Annotated in this window: 18 protein-coding genes and 1 pseudogene; 13 read left to right on the forward strand and 6 right to left on the reverse strand. The window is 68.4% G+C overall.

The window, feature by feature from the left end:
* Window positions 1-59: 59 nt before the first annotated feature.
* A complete protein-coding gene (locus VET27_RS23380; protein ID WP_526521981.1) occupies window positions 60-1,628 on the reverse strand; it encodes a 1,4-alpha-glucan branching protein domain-containing protein in 1,569 nt (522 codons plus the stop codon).
* Complete coding sequence (locus tag VET27_RS23385) at window positions 1,625-2,404, reverse strand: class I SAM-dependent methyltransferase (protein ID WP_526521982.1); 780 nt, start codon at window positions 2,402-2,404, stop codon at window positions 1,625-1,627. The genes VET27_RS23380 and VET27_RS23385 overlap by 4 nt, the downstream gene beginning before the upstream one ends.
* 209 nt (window positions 2,405-2,613) lie before the next feature.
* Here VET27_RS23385 and VET27_RS23390 point away from each other — a divergent pair, with 209 nt between their 5' ends.
* From VET27_RS23390 to VET27_RS23400, 3 genes are all read left to right on the forward strand, one after another.
* Window positions 2,614-3,408: an electron transfer flavoprotein subunit beta/FixA family protein gene (locus VET27_RS23390; protein WP_526521983.1), complete on the forward strand. Its 795-nt coding sequence runs from the start codon at window positions 2,614-2,616 to the stop codon at window positions 3,406-3,408.
* 53 nt (window positions 3,409-3,461) lie between these two features.
* Complete coding sequence (locus VET27_RS23395) at window positions 3,462-4,418, forward strand: electron transfer flavoprotein subunit alpha/FixB family protein (protein WP_526521984.1); 957 nt, start codon at window positions 3,462-3,464, stop codon at window positions 4,416-4,418.
* A 242-nt stretch (window positions 4,419-4,660) separates the two neighbouring features.
* Window positions 4,661-6,145 (forward strand): FGGY-family carbohydrate kinase, encoded by a 1,485-nt coding sequence (locus tag VET27_RS23400; RefSeq protein ID WP_526521985.1) that lies wholly within the window; start codon window positions 4,661-4,663, stop codon window positions 6,143-6,145.
* Here VET27_RS23400 and VET27_RS23405 read toward each other — a convergent pair.
* Complete coding sequence (locus tag VET27_RS23405; protein ID WP_526521986.1) at window positions 6,142-7,176, reverse strand: sugar-binding transcriptional regulator; 1,035 nt, start codon at window positions 7,174-7,176, stop codon at window positions 6,142-6,144. The two genes, VET27_RS23400 and VET27_RS23405, sit on opposite strands and share 4 nt — an antisense overlap.
* Window positions 7,177-7,325: 149 nt before the next feature.
* On the opposite strand from VET27_RS23405, the pseudogene VET27_RS23410 reads away from it, so the two are divergent.
* From VET27_RS23410 to mnmA, 8 genes and pseudogenes are all read left to right on the forward strand, one after another.
* A pseudogene (locus VET27_RS23410) lies at window positions 7,326-7,720 on the forward strand (ABC transporter ATP-binding protein); the annotation flags it as partial.
* The gene (derK, locus tag VET27_RS23415) at window positions 7,717-9,471 is read left to right on the forward strand and encodes a D-erythrulose 4-kinase (protein WP_526521987.1); all 1,755 of its coding nucleotides are present in this window, start codon (window positions 7,717-7,719) and stop codon (window positions 9,469-9,471) included. The pseudogene VET27_RS23410 and the gene derK, both read left to right, overlap by 4 nt.
* Window positions 9,459-9,923: a ribose-5-phosphate isomerase gene (locus VET27_RS23420; protein ID WP_526521988.1), complete on the forward strand. Its 465-nt coding sequence runs from the start codon at window positions 9,459-9,461 to the stop codon at window positions 9,921-9,923. Before derK ends, VET27_RS23420 begins: the two co-directional genes overlap by 13 nt.
* A gap of 465 nt (window positions 9,924-10,388) precedes the next feature.
* Window positions 10,389-11,657 carry a hypothetical protein gene (locus tag VET27_RS23425; RefSeq protein WP_526521989.1) on the forward strand — a complete coding sequence of 423 codons (1,269 nt, stop codon included), beginning with the start codon at window positions 10,389-10,391 and terminating at the stop codon, window positions 11,655-11,657.
* 95 nt (window positions 11,658-11,752) lie between these two features.
* The gene (locus VET27_RS23430; RefSeq protein WP_526521990.1) at window positions 11,753-12,583 is read left to right on the forward strand and encodes a GNAT family N-acyltransferase; all 831 of its coding nucleotides are present in this window, start codon (window positions 11,753-11,755) and stop codon (window positions 12,581-12,583) included.
* Window positions 12,580-13,431, forward strand: a complete 852-nt coding sequence (locus VET27_RS23435) for a lysophospholipid acyltransferase family protein (protein WP_526521991.1) — start codon at window positions 12,580-12,582, stop codon at window positions 13,429-13,431. The genes VET27_RS23430 and VET27_RS23435 overlap by 4 nt, the downstream gene beginning before the upstream one ends.
* A gap of 33 nt (window positions 13,432-13,464) precedes the next feature.
* On the forward strand, window positions 13,465-14,649 hold the full coding sequence (locus tag VET27_RS23440) for a cysteine desulfurase family protein (protein WP_526521992.1): 1,185 nt from the start codon (window positions 13,465-13,467) through the stop codon (window positions 14,647-14,649).
* Window positions 14,650-14,651: 2 nt separating this feature from the next.
* Window positions 14,652-15,734 carry a tRNA 2-thiouridine(34) synthase MnmA gene (mnmA, locus tag VET27_RS23445; RefSeq protein WP_526521994.1) on the forward strand — a complete coding sequence of 361 codons (1,083 nt, stop codon included), beginning with the start codon at window positions 14,652-14,654 and terminating at the stop codon, window positions 15,732-15,734.
* Here mnmA and VET27_RS23450 read toward each other — a convergent pair.
* Window positions 15,731-16,369 carry a sensor domain-containing protein gene (locus VET27_RS23450; protein ID WP_526521996.1) on the reverse strand — a complete coding sequence of 213 codons (639 nt, stop codon included), beginning with the start codon at window positions 16,367-16,369 and terminating at the stop codon, window positions 15,731-15,733. The genes mnmA and VET27_RS23450 overlap by 4 nt on opposite strands.
* Before the next feature lie 47 nt (window positions 16,370-16,416).
* Here VET27_RS23450 and VET27_RS23455 point away from each other — a divergent pair, with 47 nt between their 5' ends.
* Window positions 16,417-17,427, forward strand: a complete 1,011-nt coding sequence (locus VET27_RS23455; protein ID WP_526521998.1) for a uroporphyrinogen decarboxylase/cobalamine-independent methonine synthase family protein — start codon at window positions 16,417-16,419, stop codon at window positions 17,425-17,427.
* Between the two features lie 139 nt (window positions 17,428-17,566).
* On the opposite strand, the gene VET27_RS23460 is transcribed toward VET27_RS23455, so the two are convergent.
* Window positions 17,567-17,728 (reverse strand): hypothetical protein, encoded by a 162-nt coding sequence (locus tag VET27_RS23460; RefSeq protein ID WP_526522000.1) that lies wholly within the window; start codon window positions 17,726-17,728, stop codon window positions 17,567-17,569.
* Window positions 17,729-17,748: 20 nt separating this feature from the next.
* Complete coding sequence (locus VET27_RS23465; protein ID WP_526522002.1) at window positions 17,749-17,943, reverse strand: hypothetical protein; 195 nt, start codon at window positions 17,941-17,943, stop codon at window positions 17,749-17,751.
* 142 nt (window positions 17,944-18,085) lie between these two features.
* On the opposite strand from VET27_RS23465, the gene VET27_RS23470 reads away from it, so the two are divergent.
* Window positions 18,086-18,301, forward strand: coding sequence for a hypothetical protein (locus VET27_RS23470; RefSeq protein ID WP_526522004.1), 216 nt, complete (start codon window positions 18,086-18,088; stop codon window positions 18,299-18,301).
* The last annotated feature ends 4 nt before the right edge of the window (window positions 18,302-18,305 follow it).

An 18,305-nucleotide genomic window follows, 5' to 3' on the forward strand; every position in this document is an offset into this window, starting at 1 on the left:
CGCAGACACGCACGCTCGAGGAGGAGGAGGAGGCGGAGGAGGGGTTGCGGTGGGGGGCTTCATCGGGGGAGCCGCCTGGCATCGAGCGCGCCGAACAGTCCGTCGGCGCGGTTCCAGGTGCCTGCCAGGCGCTCGGCGTGCCCACGTCGGCCGACGGCCAACGCGCCCGCGATCTCCCGCGTTGCATGGGCGTGAAGGTGAGCCCGGTAGCGTGCGTACTCGGCCGCGGTGTCCTTGCTGACCATGAACGGCCAGTCGCTCGACACGGTGAGCAGCGCCTCGCGCAGGATCTGGTCGGCAACGGTGTCGCGGGGAGTGGGCGCGCCCACCGCCTCGTGCTGAGTCAGCGCCTTGTCCACGCATGCCAGCGCCGTGTCGACCACCTCGGTGTTGAGGTGCACCAGGTCCGCGACCCGATCGCCCGACCACACCTGCCAGTCCTTGCCCGAACCCCAAGAGCTCGAGGGCAATTCGACGGGAGAGCCGACGAACCCGTCGGCGATAGCGTCGGACAGCGTGCCGAGTCGCACCCCTGCCTCCGGCAGCGCGCGCAGCACCCGTTCGAGCCAGACCGGTCCCTCGTGCCACCAGTGCCCGAACAGTTCGGTGTCGAACGCGGCGACGACGTGGGCGGGCCTGCCGATGCGCATCGATTCCGACACGAGCCTGCGGCGCACCGTGTCGACGAAGTCGGCGACGTGGACGTCGACGGCGTGGTCGGCGCGTTCGGGTTCGTACGGGGCCTTCTCCTCCGACGGCACCGCGCGTCCGGTGACGCGGGCCGGTTTCAGGCCGGTGAGATGGTCGTAGGTGTGAAAGTCGCGGTAGGCCGCATGGCCCGGGTAACCCGACTTGGGTGACCAGACCCGGTAGCTGACCTTCAGGTCGCGGCCGAAGGCGATGACGTCGGAATCCCCGACCGGACGACCCAGCGCGGTGTCGCCGTGCAGCGTCGGACCGTCGACCATGAAGTGCGTCACGCCCGCGGCGGCATACTCGCGCTCCAGTCCGGGCGAGTACGCGCATTCCGGCGCCCAAATGCCGCGGGGCACGTGGGCGAATCGCTGACCCGCGTCGGCAAGGCCCTCGCGGAGCGCGAACTCCCGCAGTCGCGGGTGGAGCAACGGTTGGAACGGATGCGCCAGCGGACCGCCGAGCAGCTCTATCGCCTCTGCGTCGATCAGCTCGCGGAGCAGCGGGCTGCCGCCGTGGCGCCACGCCGACGCAAAGTCTTCGAGCGCTCTGCCTGCTTCTCGATGTTCACGAATACCGAACGCGCGCAATGCGTCCGGGGCGGCGTAACCCGTGCCACCGCCACCGCGCTGGACGGCGGCCTCCCGTCCGCGCAGCTGCCAATTCGCCAACCAGTGATGCATGCCGGTCAGGCAGTACGGGTCGTCGAGTTGGGCGGTGACGACCGGCGTCATGCCGAGGGTGAGCAGGTGGCTACGGCCTTCGTCGGAGAGCCTGCGCAGCAGTGCCACCAAAGGGAGATAGGTCGCGGCCCACGACTGGTACAGCCATTCCTCGCCGACCGGCCAACGGCCGTGGTGGGCCAGCCATGGAAGGTGGGTGTGCAGCACCAGTGTGAAGAGTCCGGGTACCGGGGCGGGGGCTGGTTCACTCACGGTCGCACCGCGATGGCCACCAGATCCAGGCTCTGGTCGATGTCGCGCCCGCTCGCATCGAGCAGGTCGAAGTCGGAGGTGCGGACCGACTCTACGTCGGCCAGCAGATCGGCGGGCCACGGTGCGCCGGCCACGGCACGTGCGATCTGCGCGTCGATGATGGAGCCGCCGTGCCGGGCGTCGAGCTCCATCAGCCGGGCGCCGTGGAACACCCCGAGCATGGCCTCGACCGCAAAGCCCGCGTCGGTGAGCAACTCGGTGAGCTCGGTGGCGTTCAGCTCGCGAGTGTGGAACGGGTTGATCGGGGTGTCGCGCCCGGGGGAGAAGGTGATGCGGTTGGGCGTCGACATCAGCAGGACCCCCGACGGTCTGAGGACGCGAGCGCACTCGTCGACGAACTGTGGCTGATCCCAGAGGTGCTCGATGACCTGGAAGTTCACCACCACGTCGACGGCACCGTCATGAAGCGGTAATTCGGCCAGATTCCCCTGGCGCATCTCCACGCGGGGGTAGCGGGCCCGGACGTGGGCTACGGCGGAATCGTCATAGTCGAGGGCTATGACCCGTCGCGCCACGTTGGCGATCAGATCGGCGCCGTAACCCTCCCCAGAACCGGCCTCGAGCACGTCGCGCCCCGCGCAGTGGTCCATTAGCCGCTGGTAGACCACCTCGTGGCGGCGGAACCAGTAGTTCTCCTCGGCCAGTCCGGGCACCGTGCGTTCCCCGGTGAGGGGAAGGACGTCGTCGGACGGCTCGGGACGAGAATATGCGCTCATTGCCAACGCAGGCTAACCCAGCTATGGCGATTGTCACTCGTTCACGAACGGTTCAGACGCCCAGGGAGGGGCAGAAGGTTAAACAACACCAGCTATGGTGTTTCTACGTACCGCCGCAACGTTACTGGTCAGTAACACGGTGGTTGTTGGTTGAATCATGATATTGCGCAGGCCGGCTGCGGCCTCATCGAGGAGGACGAACCACACTCATGTCGAACATCGTGGTGCTGATCAAACAAGTTCCCGACTACGAGGACCGCCATCTCAACGACGGTGCCTGGACGCTTGATCGCGCGGGTAGCGATCCGGTGCTGGACGAGATCAACGAGAAGGCCGTCGAAGTCGCGTTGCAGCTCAAGGAGAAGCACGCAGAGGCCGGCTACAACGTGGTCGTCCTCACCGCCGGTCCGACGGGCGCGGAGACGGCGATCCGCCGTGCGCTGTCCATGGGCGCCGACTCGGCGTACCACCTGGCCGACGACGCCATGGTGGGCTCCGACCTCGTCCAGACGTCGTGGGCGCTCGCCCGCGCACTGGGCCAGATCGAGGACGTCGCCTTCGTGATCGCCGGTAACGAGACCAGCGACGGAGTCGGCGGCGCCGTCCCCGCGGTCATCGCCCACTACCTGGGGCTGCCGCAGCTGACCGCCATGCGCAGCATCGACGTCGCCGACGGCAAGATCACCGGCGAGCGCGAGACCGACGACGGAATCTTCGGCCTCGAGGCCACGTTGCCCGCCATCATCAGCATCAGCGAGAAGATCGTCGACGACGCCCGTTTCCCGTCGTTCAAGGGCATCATGGCGGCCAAGAAGAAGCCGGTCGAGAAGCTGACGCTCGCCGAGATCGGCGTAGAGCCCGACGAGGTCGGCGGTGCGAACGCCAATTCGACCGTGACGTCGGCCACCCCGAAGCCGCCCAAGACGGCAGGCGAGAAGGTCGCCGACGAGGGCGAGGGCGGCAAGCAGATCGCCGAGTACCTGGTGGCTCAGAAGCTTCTCTGACAGCCCGACCCACATTCCTGATCCCACATTTCGTAGAGAGCGACCAAGAGGCAATGGCTGAAGTACTCGTGCTCGTCGAGCACGCTGAAGGCAAGCTGAAGAACATCACCGCCGAGCTCATCACCGCGGCCCGCGTGCTCGGCGAACCGTCGGCCGTCGTGGTCGGCGCTCCCGGCACGACCGAGAAGCTGATCGACGGTCTCAAGGCCGCCGGCGCCGCCAAGATCTACGCGGCCGAGTCGGACACCGCCGAGCAGTACCTGGTGACCCCGAAGGTGGACGTGCTGGTCTCGCTCGCCGAGTCGGCATCGCCCGCCGCGGTCGTGGTCGCGGCGAACGCCGAGGGCAAGGAGGTCGCGGGGCGCGTCGCCGCGGCAACCGACTCCGGGCTTCTATACGATGTCGTCGGCGTCAAGGAGGGCCCGGTCGGCGTGCATTCGATCTTCGGTGGCGCCTACACCACCGAGGCCAAGGCCGAGGGCGACGTCCCGGTCATCGCGTTGCGGCCCGGTGCCGTCGAGGCGGAACCCGTCGCAGGTGCTGGTGAAGTCGTCACCGTCGAGGTGCCCGCACCGGCCGACAACGCGACCAAGGTCACCTCCCGGCAGCCCGCCCAGAAGAGCGCCCGTCCGGAACTGACCGAGGCCAAGATCGTCGTCGCAGGCGGTCGTGGCGTTGGCAGCAAGGAGAACTTCGGCATCGTCGAGGAGCTCGCCGACGCGTTCGGTGGCGCTGTCGGCGCCTCCCGCGCGGCGGTCGACTCCGGGTTCTACGAGGGTCAGTTCCAGGTCGGTCAGACGGGCAAGACCGTGTCGCCGCAGCTGTACGTGGCCCTTGGCATCTCGGGTGCGATTCAGCACCGGGCCGGCATGCAGACGTCCAAGACAATCATCGCCGTGAACAAGGACGAGGAGTCGCCGATCTTCGAGATCGCCGACTTCGGCATCGTCGGAGACCTGTTCAAGGTCACCCCGCAGCTCACCGACGCGGTCAAGACCCGCAAGGGCTGAGAAACCCGACCTCCGTTCGATCGACGAGGTATTCGATGCGGAACCCCGGCGCACCACGTGCGTCGGGGTTCCTGCGTCTGACGGCGAGCAACGACGATGGCTGACGATGACGCAGCGTTTCCCGCGAACGGCCTGCGGATACCGCGCAACCCGGTGCAGGACAACGTGGTGTTCCTGACCTGACCGCCGCGGGACCGGCGCAGTGACTGCACCGCGTTCGGCGTTCGACGTAGGGTTGCGCCGTGGAACTGCTTCTCGGAATCGACATGGGCACCGGGAGCACCAAGGGCGTTCTAGTGGACACCGCGGGCGTCGTCGTCGCATCGGCGACCATCGCGCACTCGATGAGCCTGCCGCGCCCCGGCTGGGCCGAGGTCGATGCCGAATCGACGTGGTGGCGCGAAGTCTGCGAGATCAGCAAGCGTCTCTCGGGCGAGATCCCGCCAGACTCGAGGATCGCCGCGATGTGCGTCAGTGGCGTCGGCCCGTGCCTGGTGCTGTGCGACGACGACCTGACCCCGCTGCGGCCCGCCATCCTCTACGGCGTGGACACCAGGGCCACCGCCGAAATTCAGTTGCTGAACCAGGAATTCGGCGCTGACGCCATCCTCGAGCGGGCGGGCACGCTGCTGTCCAGTCAGGCCGTCGGGCCCAAGCTGGAATGGGTCCGGCGCCACGAGCCCGCAGTGTTCGAGCGGGCCACCGGGTGGTACGGGTCGAACTCGTACATCGCTGCCAAGCTGACCGGCGAATACGTGCTGGACCATCACACCGCCAGCCAGTGCGACCCGTTGTACGCGACCGGCGAATTCGACTGGAACACCGAGTGGGCGAAGCGGATCTGCGCGCATCTGCCGTTGCCCCGGCTGGTCTGGCCCAGCGAGGTCGTGGGCACGGTGCATGCCGAGGCCGCAGTTTCCACCGGCATTCCGAAGGGCACGCCGGTGGTGGCCGGCACGGTCGACGCCTACTCCGAGGCATTCTCGGTGGGCGTTCGCAATCCCGGCGATCAGATGCTCATGTACGGCTCGACGATGTTCCTGGTCCAGATCATCGACGAGTACCACAGCGATCCGGCGCTGTGGACGACGGCGGGCATCGAGCCGGGATCGCTGGCGCTGACCGCGGGTACGTCGACGGCGGGCAGCATGATCGGCTGGCTCCAGACGATCACCGGCGGTGCGTCGTTGGACACGCTGATGGCCGAGGCGTCGGCGGTGCCCGCGGGCAGCGAAGGGCTGATCGCGCTGCCGTATCTGGCGGGGGAGCGGACGCCGGTGTTCGACCCGGACGCGCGGGGCCTGTTCGCGGGGCTGACGCTGCGTCATGGTCGCGGACACCTGTTCCGCGCCGCCTACGAGGGCATCGGGTTCGGCGTCAGGCAGATCCTCGAGATGTTCGACGACGCGCACACCGGGCGACGGACGGTGGCGGTGGGCGGTGGGCTGCGCAGCCCGATCTGGGCGCAGGTGGTCAGCGACATCACCGGGCGCCCGCAACTGGTTCCCGAACAGGCGATCGGTGCCAGCTACGGCGATGCGCTGATGGCTGCCATCGGCGTGAAATTGGTTGCACCGGATACTGATTGGGCCAGGATCGAGAGGGAGATCACGCCGAACCCCGCCAATCGTGCGCGCTACGACGAGCTGTACGGCGTGTGGCGCGAGCTGTATCCCGCCACCAGGGATCTGGTGCACGAGCTCGGAGCCCTGGGCGGCCCAGACTAGACCTGGTTCTCCAGCGCCGAGCTGGCCAGGATGTCGGTGGCCGTCAGCGGGTCGGTGACGAGGTGGTTGAAGTAACCGCCCCGGGCGCCAGCGATGATGGATTCGACCTTCTCCTTGCCGACGGCAACGGCGATGGTCACCGGAATGTGTCGCAGCGCATCGAGTTCCACGGCGATCAACCGCTCACCGTCCTCGAAGTGGACGGGCGCCCCGTCGCGGTCGTAGAACCGCGAGCACACGTCCCCGACCGCGGCGCGTAGCGAGGTGGAGCCGGTGGGGACGAATCGCGGAATGTCGGAGCGGGTCAGTGGCGGCGCCCCGACGCCCATGAGTGCACAACGCGCGCGAGGCCACAGGTGCAACACGCGTTGAATGCCCGGATCGTTCAGCAGCGATTGGTAGAGCTCGACGCCGGGCAGTGCGGGAGCGAAGAGGTAGTTCGCCCGCCCGCCAACGCGATTGGCGACCAGCCGGGTGATCTCGTTGGTCTGATACCACTCCTCGGGTTGATCGTTGCCGCCGACGGTCGGGGCGACGACGACGCCCGGCAGCGGAGCGAGCACGAACTGCGCGACCTCGTACACCGTGCGACCGGACGACACCAGTAGTACGTCGCCCGGCAGCAGGCCGGCTTCACCGAGCGCGCGGCCGACGGCGGGTGCCAGCGCGCGGCCCATCACGTCGACGACGGTGCGACCCGCACCGGGTGCCGGCAGTTGCGGACTGAGGTACACCGACGTCAGGTTGAGTGCTCGGGCCAGCCGGTCGGCTAGGTCGCCCGGACGCGCCTCGGCGGGTGGGACGACCTCGATCCTGACGATGCCCTGCCGTTTCGCCTCCGCCAGCAGCCTGCTCACCGTGGCGCGGCTGGTGCCGAGTTGCTCGGCGACCTCAGCCTGGGTGGCGTCGTCCTCGTAGTACAACCGCGCCGCGGTGTAGAGCAGCAACGCCGGAAAGTGGCTGCCTTCGCCGTCCTGCGAGCCAGCGTCACCGAGTTGGCTCACCGGTGTGTGCGGGGCCGACCGGGGCATGAACCGAGTATGGCACTGGACATCTGTTCTGGAGATAATGTTTCTGAACATTCGTTCTGGACAAATGTGCAGCCTCTCGATACTGTGACCGGAGCCACAGGTGAAGGAGCTTTGCAATGACCGACCAGATTCCGGGGAAGATGCAGGCCGTCGCCCAGTTCGTCGGCGAACCCCAGATCAACGTGCTGCGTGGGGTGGTGAACTCGGTGGACGGCCGAGTGAGTGTCGAGATCGGTTCGGGCGCAGGAGCCTTGGAGACCGCCACGACCGGAGTGGCCGACGGCACCAAGGTGGCCGTGGGCATCCGGCCTCAGGACTGCACGATGGCGACGGGGGACGGGCCCGGCCTGCAGACCACCGTGGCATATTTCGAGCACCTGCTCGAGTTCGGCCTGGCCACCAGCGCCGTGGCGGGTGTGGAGGAGGCATCGTCGTCCAGACGCCCGCGCAGGAGGACTACCAGCCCGAGCAGAAAGTCGTCATCAGCGCTCCACCCGAGCGGGCGTACCTTTTCGACACCGACACCGGAGAGCGATTGCGATGACCAAGCTGTTCAACGATCCTGCGCGGTTCACCGAGGACATGCTCGTCGGATTCCTCGACGCCAACGCGAAATACGTCGCAGGCGTGCCCGGCGGTGTGGTCCGCGCACAGGAGACCCGGCCGGGCAAGGTCGCCGTCGTGATCGGCGGCGGGTCGGGGCACTATCCGGCGTTCTGCGGCACCGTCGGCTCGGGTTTCGCCGACGGTGCGGTGGTCGGCAACATCTTCACCTCGCCGTCCGCCGAGGAGGCCGCGTCGGTGGCGCGCGCGGCGCACGGTGACGCGGGCGTACTGCTCACCACGGGCAACTACGCGGGCGACGTGATGAACTTCGGCTTGGCCGTCACACAGCTGCGCAGCCAGGGCATCGACGCGCACTACTTCGCGGTGACCGACGACGTCGCCAGCGCACCGACGGGGGAGGAGGCCAAGAGGCGGGGCATCGCAGGCGATTTCACGGTGTTCAAGTGCGCGTCGGCCGCCGCCGAGGACGGGCTGGACGTCAACGGCGTCCTCCGCGTCGCGGAAGCCTCCAACGCCGCCACCAGGACCCTCGGCGTCGCCTTCGACGGCTGTACGCTGCCCGGCGCCGACCAGCCGTTGTTCACGGTGCCCGAGAAGCACATGGGCGTCGGTCTCGGCATCCACGGCGAGCCGGGAGTGCGCGACGAGCCGATGCCCTCGGCCGCCGATCTCGCGGTTACACTCGTCGACGGTGTGCTCGCCGACGAGCCTGCGGGAGGTTCGCAACGAATCGCGGTGATCCTCAACGGACTTGGCCGCACGAAGTACGAAGAGCTGTTCGTGGTCTGGGGCACCGCATCGCGTCTGCTCCGCGAGCGTGGCTACGAGATCGTCGAACCCGAGGTCGGCGAACTGGTCACCAGCCTGGACATGGCAGGCTGCTCGCTCACCCTGATGTGGCTCGACGATCAACTCGAGAAGTACTGGACCGCGCCAGCCGACACCCCTGCTTACCGCAAGGGCGCTGCGGCGCAATCGAATTCGGGTAAGCGCCGAGTCGACGCCGTCGCGGACGCGGCTGCTCCCACGCGCGACCTGGCCGAGCTCGCCGACGACGGCGGACGGTCCGGAGGTCGATTCGTCGCCACGGCCCTCGACGCCATCGCGGGCATGCTGGCCCAGGCCGAAGACGAACTGGGTCGCATCGATGCCGTCGCCGGCGACGGCGACCATGGTCGCGGCATGGTCAAGGGGTCCTCGGCGGCCCGCAACGCCGCCGCCAAGGCTGCCGACGAGGGTGCGGGCCAAGGTTCGGTCCTCGCCGCGGCAGGCAAGGAATGGGCGGCCAAGGCGGGTGGCACCTCCGGCGTGCTCTGGGGCGCCCTGCTCAACGCGGTTGGCGTGCGACTCGGTGACATTGGTCGACCGGACTCGGACACCGTCGCCGCAGGAATGCGCGATGGGTACGACGCGCTCATCCAACTCGGCGGCGCGTCACCCGGTGACAAGACGATGCTCGACGCGATGCTGCCGTTCGTCGACGAGTTGAAGCGCAGGGTCGCCGACGGCGAGTCCTGGCAGGACGTTTGGCGGGCAGCCGCCGACGTGGCGACCGCGGCTGCCCGCGCCACGGCCGACATGCGACCGAAGGTCGGCAGGGCCCGCCCGCTCGCCGAGCGAAGCGTCGGTACACCAGATGCGGGCGCAACGTCACTGGCGATGATCGCCCACACCGTCGCCGACTGCTTCGCACTTACCGCCAAGGGAGATGATCGATGTCAGGCCTGAGAATCGTCGTCGGCTGTGACGACGCCGGATACGAATACAAGGAAGCTCTCAAGGGTGACCTGCTGGCCGACGACCGCGTGGCCGACGTCACAGACGTCGGCGTCGGCACCGACGAGCCCACCGCCTACCCGCACGTCGCGGTCGCGGCCGCGCGTCTCGTGGCCGAGGGCAAGGTTGACCGCGCGCTCTTGATATGCGGCACCGGGCTCGGCGTGGCGATCAGCGCCAACAAGGTGCCGGGAGTTCGCGCCGTGACTGCGCACGACGGCTTCTCGGTCGAGCGGTCGGTGTTGTCCAACAACGCGCAGGTGTTGTGCTTCGGGCAACGGGTGATCGGGCTGGAGTTGGCCCGGCGGCTGGCCCGGGAGTGGCTGGGCTACGAGTTCGATCCGAACAGCGCATCGGCCGACAAAGTCGACGCGATCTGCGGCTACGAGTCCGTGGCCCCCTGACGGGTCACTGCAGCCAAATCGCCTTCGGCGGGCTTGCTGGTCGTGAACTTATCCAACTAACTGAATTTCGCCGACCGGGAAACGGCACGACCTGCGCAACACGACGGGGATGCGACCGAACGCACCCGTCGGGACGTTGTTTTGCGCTGGGAGAATGGGCGACAGCGACTGCGAAGTGACAAATTGCGTCGCATCTAGCTGCGCTTTCTTCGGTTTGTGTAAGTCCAGCGATGAGCGGGCACATGCGCGAACGGCCCCGATGAGCAGGCCACCGTGGCCATTCCCGTGGGCCTGGCCGATCGAATTGTTTGCTGCCTGTAGTCACGGCGACAGATTCACGGCAGAAACGCAATAGCTGACTCCAATCCTGTGGAACAATTGCACCGAACTACATACCGACGGGGCGGTGGCTGGTGGGAGGAGTTCGCCATTTCGACGCATCTGCGCATTGCGACAGGCGCCTGCGTGCTTTCTGCTGGCCTCGTCATCGGTAGTAGCGGAGGCGCCATCGCCGTCGCGGACACCGATGCCGAATCGTCGACCGGCAGCAGTCAAACCGCGGAGACCCCGAGTGGAACGGCCCCCAGTGGAACGGCCCGTCCGACTCGAGGACCGATCGCGACGATTGCCTATTCTCTGCGCAAGGCAGTGCAGGACTCCTGGCAGAGCACCGTGCAGGGCGTCACAGGCACGCTGAACGATCTCCCGAAACCCGGCGCGCTGCCACCCGCCATCCCCGCGCCGCCGAAGACGACCTTCGGGGGCACGCCCACCGTGTACGGCAGCACGGGATTCAGTAGCCCGGTGTCCGAGTCGGTCCCGCCGGTGTCTGGGTCGAACGTCACGCCGCCCTCGACAACCGTGCCATCGGTCCCGGCTTACGTCGCTCCCAACCCGATCATGGCCGTATCCAATGCGTTTGCTCCGGTGTCTAACTCGTTCACGGCTGTCGCCAACACGGTCGTCGCGTTCCCCGCCGTCGTAGCGTCGCTTCCTACGTCGACGGCACCGTTGACCGACGTGCTCACCTCCCTTCAGAACGTGCTCGCCTCGGTTGCCGATGCGGGCGTCTCGCTCTCGCAGCTGCCATCTGATCTCTCCGCGCTACTCGGCGTCAGCGCCACGGCCCCGATGCCGACCATCGGCGCTTCGACGGGCATGCCTCAGCTGGCCGCCGCCACGAGTACGCCGGTGACGACGACACCGGGGTGGTCGGCACTGCCTCAGCTCATTTCCCTACCCAGCGTCGAGAGCGGCCCGGTTGTCGACACGTTCCCCGCGCCCGTGACACCCCTCGACGTCACCACGACGGGCGTCCTTCGCGGTGAATCCGGCACCGGGTCGGCGCTCGTGGTCTCGAAGGGCGCCGGCACTAACGACGTGCTCTCGACGGTGGAGCACGTCATCGGCGCGTTCGTGGCCACGGTGTCACTCGCCGCACTGGCCGCCATTGCGCTGCCAGGCATCATCGGCCTGCTGACCACCTGCGCCGCGGGGATTCGCGTCGGCTACCGACAGGCCAAGGCGGGCTCGGTGCTCCCGAACACGGTGGTCTCGCGCTTCGTCGGCTCGGGGCCGGTAGGGGTCGTCCGTTCGGGTGGGCAGGTGGAGTTGCGGTCGCGCGCGTCACGTGTGACCCGCACCGTTTCCCGCGAAGAGGTGCCGACGCGGGCGCTGCGCGTCGTCCGCTCCGAGTCGTCGTCTCGGGCACTCTTGCTCGACCGAGCCGTCTAGCAACCGGACCCCGAGGGCAATTCGTCACCTGGCGTGCACGGACACGTCACGCTCTGATTGCCGTCGCGCTGTCCTGCTGAAGCACCGTGCTGGCTATGAGCACTGCTTCTGTACTCATCGCCGCTGATCAACCGACCGCGACGGCGGACACGCCGCGCTACACACTGCTGCTCTCCACCGACGCCGCGCTCATCGTCGACGCGCAGCGCCTGCGCTACGAGGTGTTCACCTCCGAGCCGGGATTCGACCTCACCGGCACCGTCGACGGGCGAGACGCCGACCGGTTCGACGAGTTCTGCGACCACCTCCTCGTCAGGGAGGACCAGTCCGGCGAACTCGTCGGCTGCTACCGCATGCTGCCGCCCCCAGGCGCCATCGCCGCAGGCGGCTTGTACAGCGCCACCGAATTCGACGTCACGGAGCTCGACTCGCTGCGACCGTCCCTGGTCGAAATGGGCCGCGCGGTCGTGCGAGAGGACCATCGCAACGGCGGTGTGGTGCTGCTGATGTGGGCAGGCATCCTGGCCTATCTGGACCGCTGCGGGTACGACTACGTGACCGGTTGCGTGTCGGTACCGGTTCAAGGCGCATCGGATGAGACACCCGGGTCTCAGATCCGTGCCGTACGCGACTTCGTGCGCAGGCGTCACGCGTCGGAGTACACCGTGTATCCACACCGGCCGGTCGTCCTGAACGGAAGGGGACTCGACGAGATCCCGCCACCCGCCCGGGTGACCGTGCCGCCTCTGATGCGGGGATATCTACGGCTGGGCGCCGAGGTCTGCGGAGAACCCGCCCATGACCCCGAATTCGGCGTTGGCGACTTTCCTGCGCTGCTCGACAAGCGCAAGGCCGACGTCCGCTATCTGCAGCGGCTGCGATCGGTGTCCCAGGCGACCGACATGTCCGACGGGGTGGCCCGATGAGCAGTCACTCGCTGACCGAGAGCCCATGGCTGCCACGGGCGTCGTGTGACTCGTCGTGCGTCCGCACGGACCCCGTCCACATCTCGAGGCCCGCGGTGATCGCGGTGCGCACCGCCGCTCGCATCGCCTGTGCGCTCTTGATGCTTCCCGCAATGCCGTTACTGGCCGTGCCGCTGCCGGGACGGTCGAGGCTGCAGCGGATCTACTGCCGCCTGATGCTGCGCTGCCTCGGCGTGCGCATCACCGTCTCCGGAGGCCCGATTCGAAACCTTCGCGGCGTGCTGGTGGTCAGCGGTCACGTGTCGTGGGTCGACATCTTCATCATCGGCTCGGTGCTGCCCGGCTCGTTCGTCGCACGCGCGGACCTGATCGAATGGCCCGCGCTGGGGTTCGTCGCCCGACTGCTCAAGGTGATCCCCATCGAGCGGGCCAGCCTCCGCCGGCTGCCCGACGTCGTGCGGACCGTCGCCCATCGGCTCGCCAACGGTCAGACCGTCGTCGCGTTCCCAGAGGGGACGACCTGGTGTGGCGTCGGCTACGGCCGCTTCCGGCCCGCGATGTTCCAGGGCGCCATCGATGCAGGTCGGCCGGTGCAACCGCTGCGCCTGACCTATCACCACCGCGACGGCCGGCCCTCGACGATCCCCGCCTTCATCGGCGACGACTCGCTGCTGGAGTCGGTCCGCAGGGTCATCACCGCCCGTCTCACCGTGTGCCACGTGCAGGTACAGTCACTCCAGTTGCCCGGCGAGGATCGACGCGACCTGGCATCCAGGTGCGAGTCCGCCGTACGCGGTGAGACGGTGCTTGGGGCCCGCACCGCCCACGGGCACGCGCTGGTCGCCTGAGACGCACCGGCCTGCCGGTATCCTTGACGGGCCATGAGCGCCGTCTATCTCGATCACGCTGCCACCACCCCGATGCACCCCGCTGCCATCGAGGCGATGACGGCAGCGTTGGCGACGGTGGGCAACGCTTCGTCGCTGCACACGACCGGCCGGGTGGCCCGCCGTCGCATGGAGGAGGCGCGCGAGACGTTGGCGAAACTCCTCGGTGCGCGCCCCTCGGAGATCGTCTTCACCGCGGGTGGCACCGAGAGTGACAATCTCGGGGTCAAGGGCATCTACTGGGCCCGCCGCGATGCGGAGCCCAAGCGTCTCAGGATCATCACCACCCCGGTCGAGCACCACGCCATTCTCGATGCCGTGGAGTGGCTCGTCGAGCACGAAGGCGCCGAGGTGACCTGGTTGCCGGTCGGCGCCGACGGGTCGGTCGCCACCACCGCGCTGCGTCAGGCGCTGGAGGATCACGACGACGTAGCGCTGGTGTCGATCATGTGGGCCAACAACGAAGTCGGCACCATCATGCCGATCGCCGAACTGGCGTCGATCGCCTCCGAGTTCGACGTGCCGATGCACAGCGACGCCATCCAGGCGGTCGGTCAACTGCCCGTCGACTTCGCGGCCAGCGGCCTCTCCGCGATGAGCGTGGCGGCCCACAAGTTCGGCGGCCCCACCGGCGTGGGCGCCCTCCTACTGCGTCGCGATACGGCCTGCGTGCCCCTGCTGCACGGCGGCGGGCAGGAGCGCGACGTACGTTCCGGCACACCGGATGTCGCCGGCACGGTCGCGATGGCTGCGGCAGCCCAGGTGGCCGTCGAGGGCCTCGATGCCAACCGCGCACGGATCTCGGCGCTGCGGGACAAGCTCATCGACGGTGTGCTGTCCTCGCTGGACGACGTCGACCTCAACGGTGCCGACGGCGATGCGCGGCTGCCGGGCAACGCGCACTTCACCTTTCGCGGTTGCGAGGGGGACGCATTGTTGATGTTGTTGGACGCCAAGGGAATCGAGTGCTCGACCGGGTCGGCTTGCACTGCCGGAGTGGCGCAACCGTCACACGTCCTGATCGCGATGGGCGCCGACCCGGCGAGCGCGCGCGGCTCCCTTCGACTTTCACTGGGGCACACCAGCACCGACGCCGACGTCGACGCGGCGCTGGCAGTGCTGCCCGCCGCGGTGGACCGGGCTCGGCAGGCCGCGTTTGCGAGTGCGGGGCAGAAGTAGGCATGCGTGTACTGGTCGCGATGAGCGGCGGTGTCGATTCCTCGGTGGCCGCCGTGCGCATGGTCGACGAGGGCCACGACGTGGTGGGCGTGCACCTTGCGCTGTCGTCGGCGCCGGGAACGTTGCGCACCGGTTCCCGCGGTTGCTGCTCGAAGGAGGATGCCGGTGACGCCCGGCGCGTCGCAGACATCCTCGACATCCCCTACTACGTCTGGGATTTCGCCGACCGCTTCAAGGAGGACGTCATCGACGACTTCGTCGCGTCCTACGCGCGTGGCGAGACGCCCAATCCATGCGTGCGATGCAACGAGAAGGTCAAGTTCTCGGCGCTGTCGGCCCGCGCGCTGGCGCTTGGCTTCGATGCACTCGCGACCGGCCACTACGCCCGACTGTCCGGCGGTCGGCTGCGCCGCGCCGTCGACCGCGACAAGGACCAGTCCTACGTTCTCGGCGTGCTGAACGCCCGGCAACTCGCGACGGCGGTCTTTCCGATCGGCGACACCCCCAAGCCGCAGATCCGTGAAGAGGCCGCGCGACGCGGTCTGGCCGTCGCCGACAAGCCGGACAGCCACGACATCTGCTTCATCCCTTCCGGAGACACCCGGGCGTTCCTCGGCGCGCGGATCGGTGTCCGTCGCGGTGCCGTCGTCGATGCCGCTGGCACGGTGCTGGCCGAACACGACGGCGTGCACGGTTTCACGATCGGGCAGCGCAAGGGGCTCGGCATCGCAGGACCCGGGCCCGACGGCCGCCCCAGGTATGTGACGTCGATCGACGCCCAGAGCGGCACGGTGCGCGTTGGAGATGCCGGCGATCTCGACGTGTGGAAGCTGGTGGGTGAGCGGCCGGTGTTCACGGCGGGCACGCCGCTGGACGGACCCGTGGAGTGTGAGGTGCAAGTTCGCGCACACGGCGGCATTGCCCAGGCCGTGGCGGAGCTGCGCGACGATACCCTCGTCGCCAAGCTTCGCAGCCCGTTGCGCGGCGTCGCGGCCGGCCAGACCATGGTGCTGTACCGGCCGGACCCCGAGGGCGACGAGGTCATGGCGAGCGCCACGATCGCGGTCGCAGACCACCAGCGCTAACCGGGGATCCGCTCGACGATGTTCGTCATCACGATGCCGGGCACTGACGCTGGATAAGCGCAGAACGTGACTTCGACGAGCACCACCGACTTCAGTCGATAGTCGCGACCGCACTCACTGCTGGTGCGGGTGCGGACGGCGTCGTCGGTCTTCGTCCATTCGCCGACGTATCCGGACGTCGACGCGGCGCAGGCGTCGACCAGGTTGACCAGACCGTCGAACGTGCGGCGCGCCGTGGCGATGTCGCGGTAGGCGGCCGCGCCCTGGGAGATGAGCGAGCCCTTGGGCGGATTCTGGTAGGTCGTCTTGTGGAACTCCTCGAGCTCGGGTCCGAACGTCTGGGTCTCGGCGAAGATCCAGGCGCACGCAGGGGATACGCGTTCGGCGAACGCATCGATGTCGACGGGATACTTGACGTCCATGCTCGGTATGACCGTCAGATCGTCGCCCGCGCCGGTGATCGCACGCATCCGGGATTGGTCGAGCAGAACGCCGTCCACGTCGATGGGAGACCGGGATTGGTCGTCGATCCCTGGTGCCGGCCGTACGGCGATACCGGTGACGGTGGAGCTACACGCCACGGTCAGCGCGGCTGCACAGACCGCCAGCAGCAGCCTGGTGGGCGATGCGGGCATGGTCGACGGTAACTCTTCTCACCGGCCCATCGAATACTGTTGGCCGCGTGAGCGTTTTCGCCGCGGCAACCGGCGTCGGATCCTGGCCCGGCACGACGGCACGTCAGGCCGCTGAGGTGGTGGTCGGTGAGCTTCACACGCTGACGCACCTGGTGGAGCTGCCGGCCCGGGGTGTGGGCGCCGACCTGATCGGCCGCGCCGGAGCACTGCTCGTCGACATCGGCATCGACACGGTGCCCCGTGGCTACCGTGTGAGTCCTGGTCGGAGCTCCGTGGTGCGCCGGGCGGCGAGCCTGCTCGACGAGGACGTCGACGCCCTCGAGGAGGCCTGGGAGCGGGCGGGTTTGCGCGGCGGTTCGCGCACCGTCAAGGTGCAGGCACCAGGGCCGATCACGCTGGCGGCGCACCTCGAACTGGCGAACGGTCATCGCGCGATTTCCGACGCCGGGGCGGTACGCGACCTGGCGGGCAGCCTCGCCGCGGGCATCGCCCTGCACCGGGCCGAGATCGCACGCCGGCTGGAGGTGCCGGTCGCGGTGCAACTCGACGAACCGTCACTGCCCGCTGCGCTGGCTGGGCGGCTGACCGGGGTGACGAGCTTCTCACCGGTGCATCCCGTGGACGAGTCGTTGGCGCAAAGCCTGCTCGACGAGTGTGTCGCGACCGTCGGCGGTGAGGTCGCCTTGCATTGTTGTGCGCCGGACCTGCCGTGGAAAACCTTGGTGCGCAGCGGCTTTTCTGCGGTTTCGGTGGACGTGGCGACCGTGACCGCCGCCGATCTCGATGGTATCGGCGAGTTCGTGGAGTCTGGTCGCGTGGTGATGCTCGGCGTGATTCCGGTGCAGGCTCCGGACCGTCGCCCGTCCCCGCGGGAGGTGGCCAAGGCGGCCGCGTCGATCACCGACCGCCTCGGCTTCCCCCGTGCGGTGCTGCGGGACCGCATCGGCATCACCCCTGCCTGTGGTCTCGCCCGAGCGACGGAGCAGTGGGCGCGGACCGCGGTCGAGCTGGCGCAGGAGGTTGCCGATGGAATCACCGACGACCCGAGCGCAGCGTAAGGTTGCCACGGCACCCAACCGGTCAGGGAGGACCTTGGTCAAGTCGATGATCCGCCTGGCGGGCGGTGTCGCGGTCACACTGGCCATCACGGTGGCTGGCGGCCCGGGCGCTGCCGTCACTTCAGCAGATCCAGGCTCGTCAAGGTCCTCCTCGGATCAGTCCCGAGATGGCGGGCGCGGTGAACGCAAAGATCCCCAAGGCCACCAACGTGGTTCCCGCGATGGTGCCGGCAACGGGAGCGACCGACGCGTCCGCGATCGAAACGACGCCCGTGATGCGGGCCGACCGGGTGGCGGGCATTCACCCACAAACGGCGGCGATCAGTCGACGGACGTCACGACGAGCCCCAGTACCTCGAACGTCGCGGCACTGGAGACCTCGACGGCGTCACGCGGAGCCGTCATCGAACCGGTGGCTCCCCCCGTCGCGCCGCAGGTCCCCACCAGCTCCGTCGCCAGCGAAGGACGTGGCGGCTCCGTGCCCGGGCCCGTAGGGGAGTCCGCGCCCCAGGTCATGGCGCCGCTGGTGACCGTCGGCAATGGGCGGTCACCCGGACTGCCGACAACACGACCCGGCGACTTGCCCGCTCGGATAGTTGGCGGACCGGCGGTTCCCCAGACGGTCACCGCCCTTCCCGCTCCGCCGGAGGGGTCGTCGGTGACGCCGCCTCAGCCGTTGCTGGCGGTGGAACCGGCGCCCTGGCCGCTGGCCGGGACGCCGGTGGCATCGCTCTGGGGGTCGGTGCAGCCGGGCTGGCCGGCGGGCGTCCTGTTCGGCATCGCCGGGTTGCTGCTGGCACCGATCGCCGGGGTGTGGCTGGGCCACCGCCAAGCGCGCGCGGTGAAGGCAGCCAGCCAACTCGTCAGTCGCTAGGCGC

It is taken from the genome of Mycobacterium sp. (assembly GCF_035633495.1).
In the GTDB taxonomy this organism is placed as follows: Bacteria; Actinomycetota; Actinomycetes; order Mycobacteriales; family Mycobacteriaceae; genus Mycobacterium.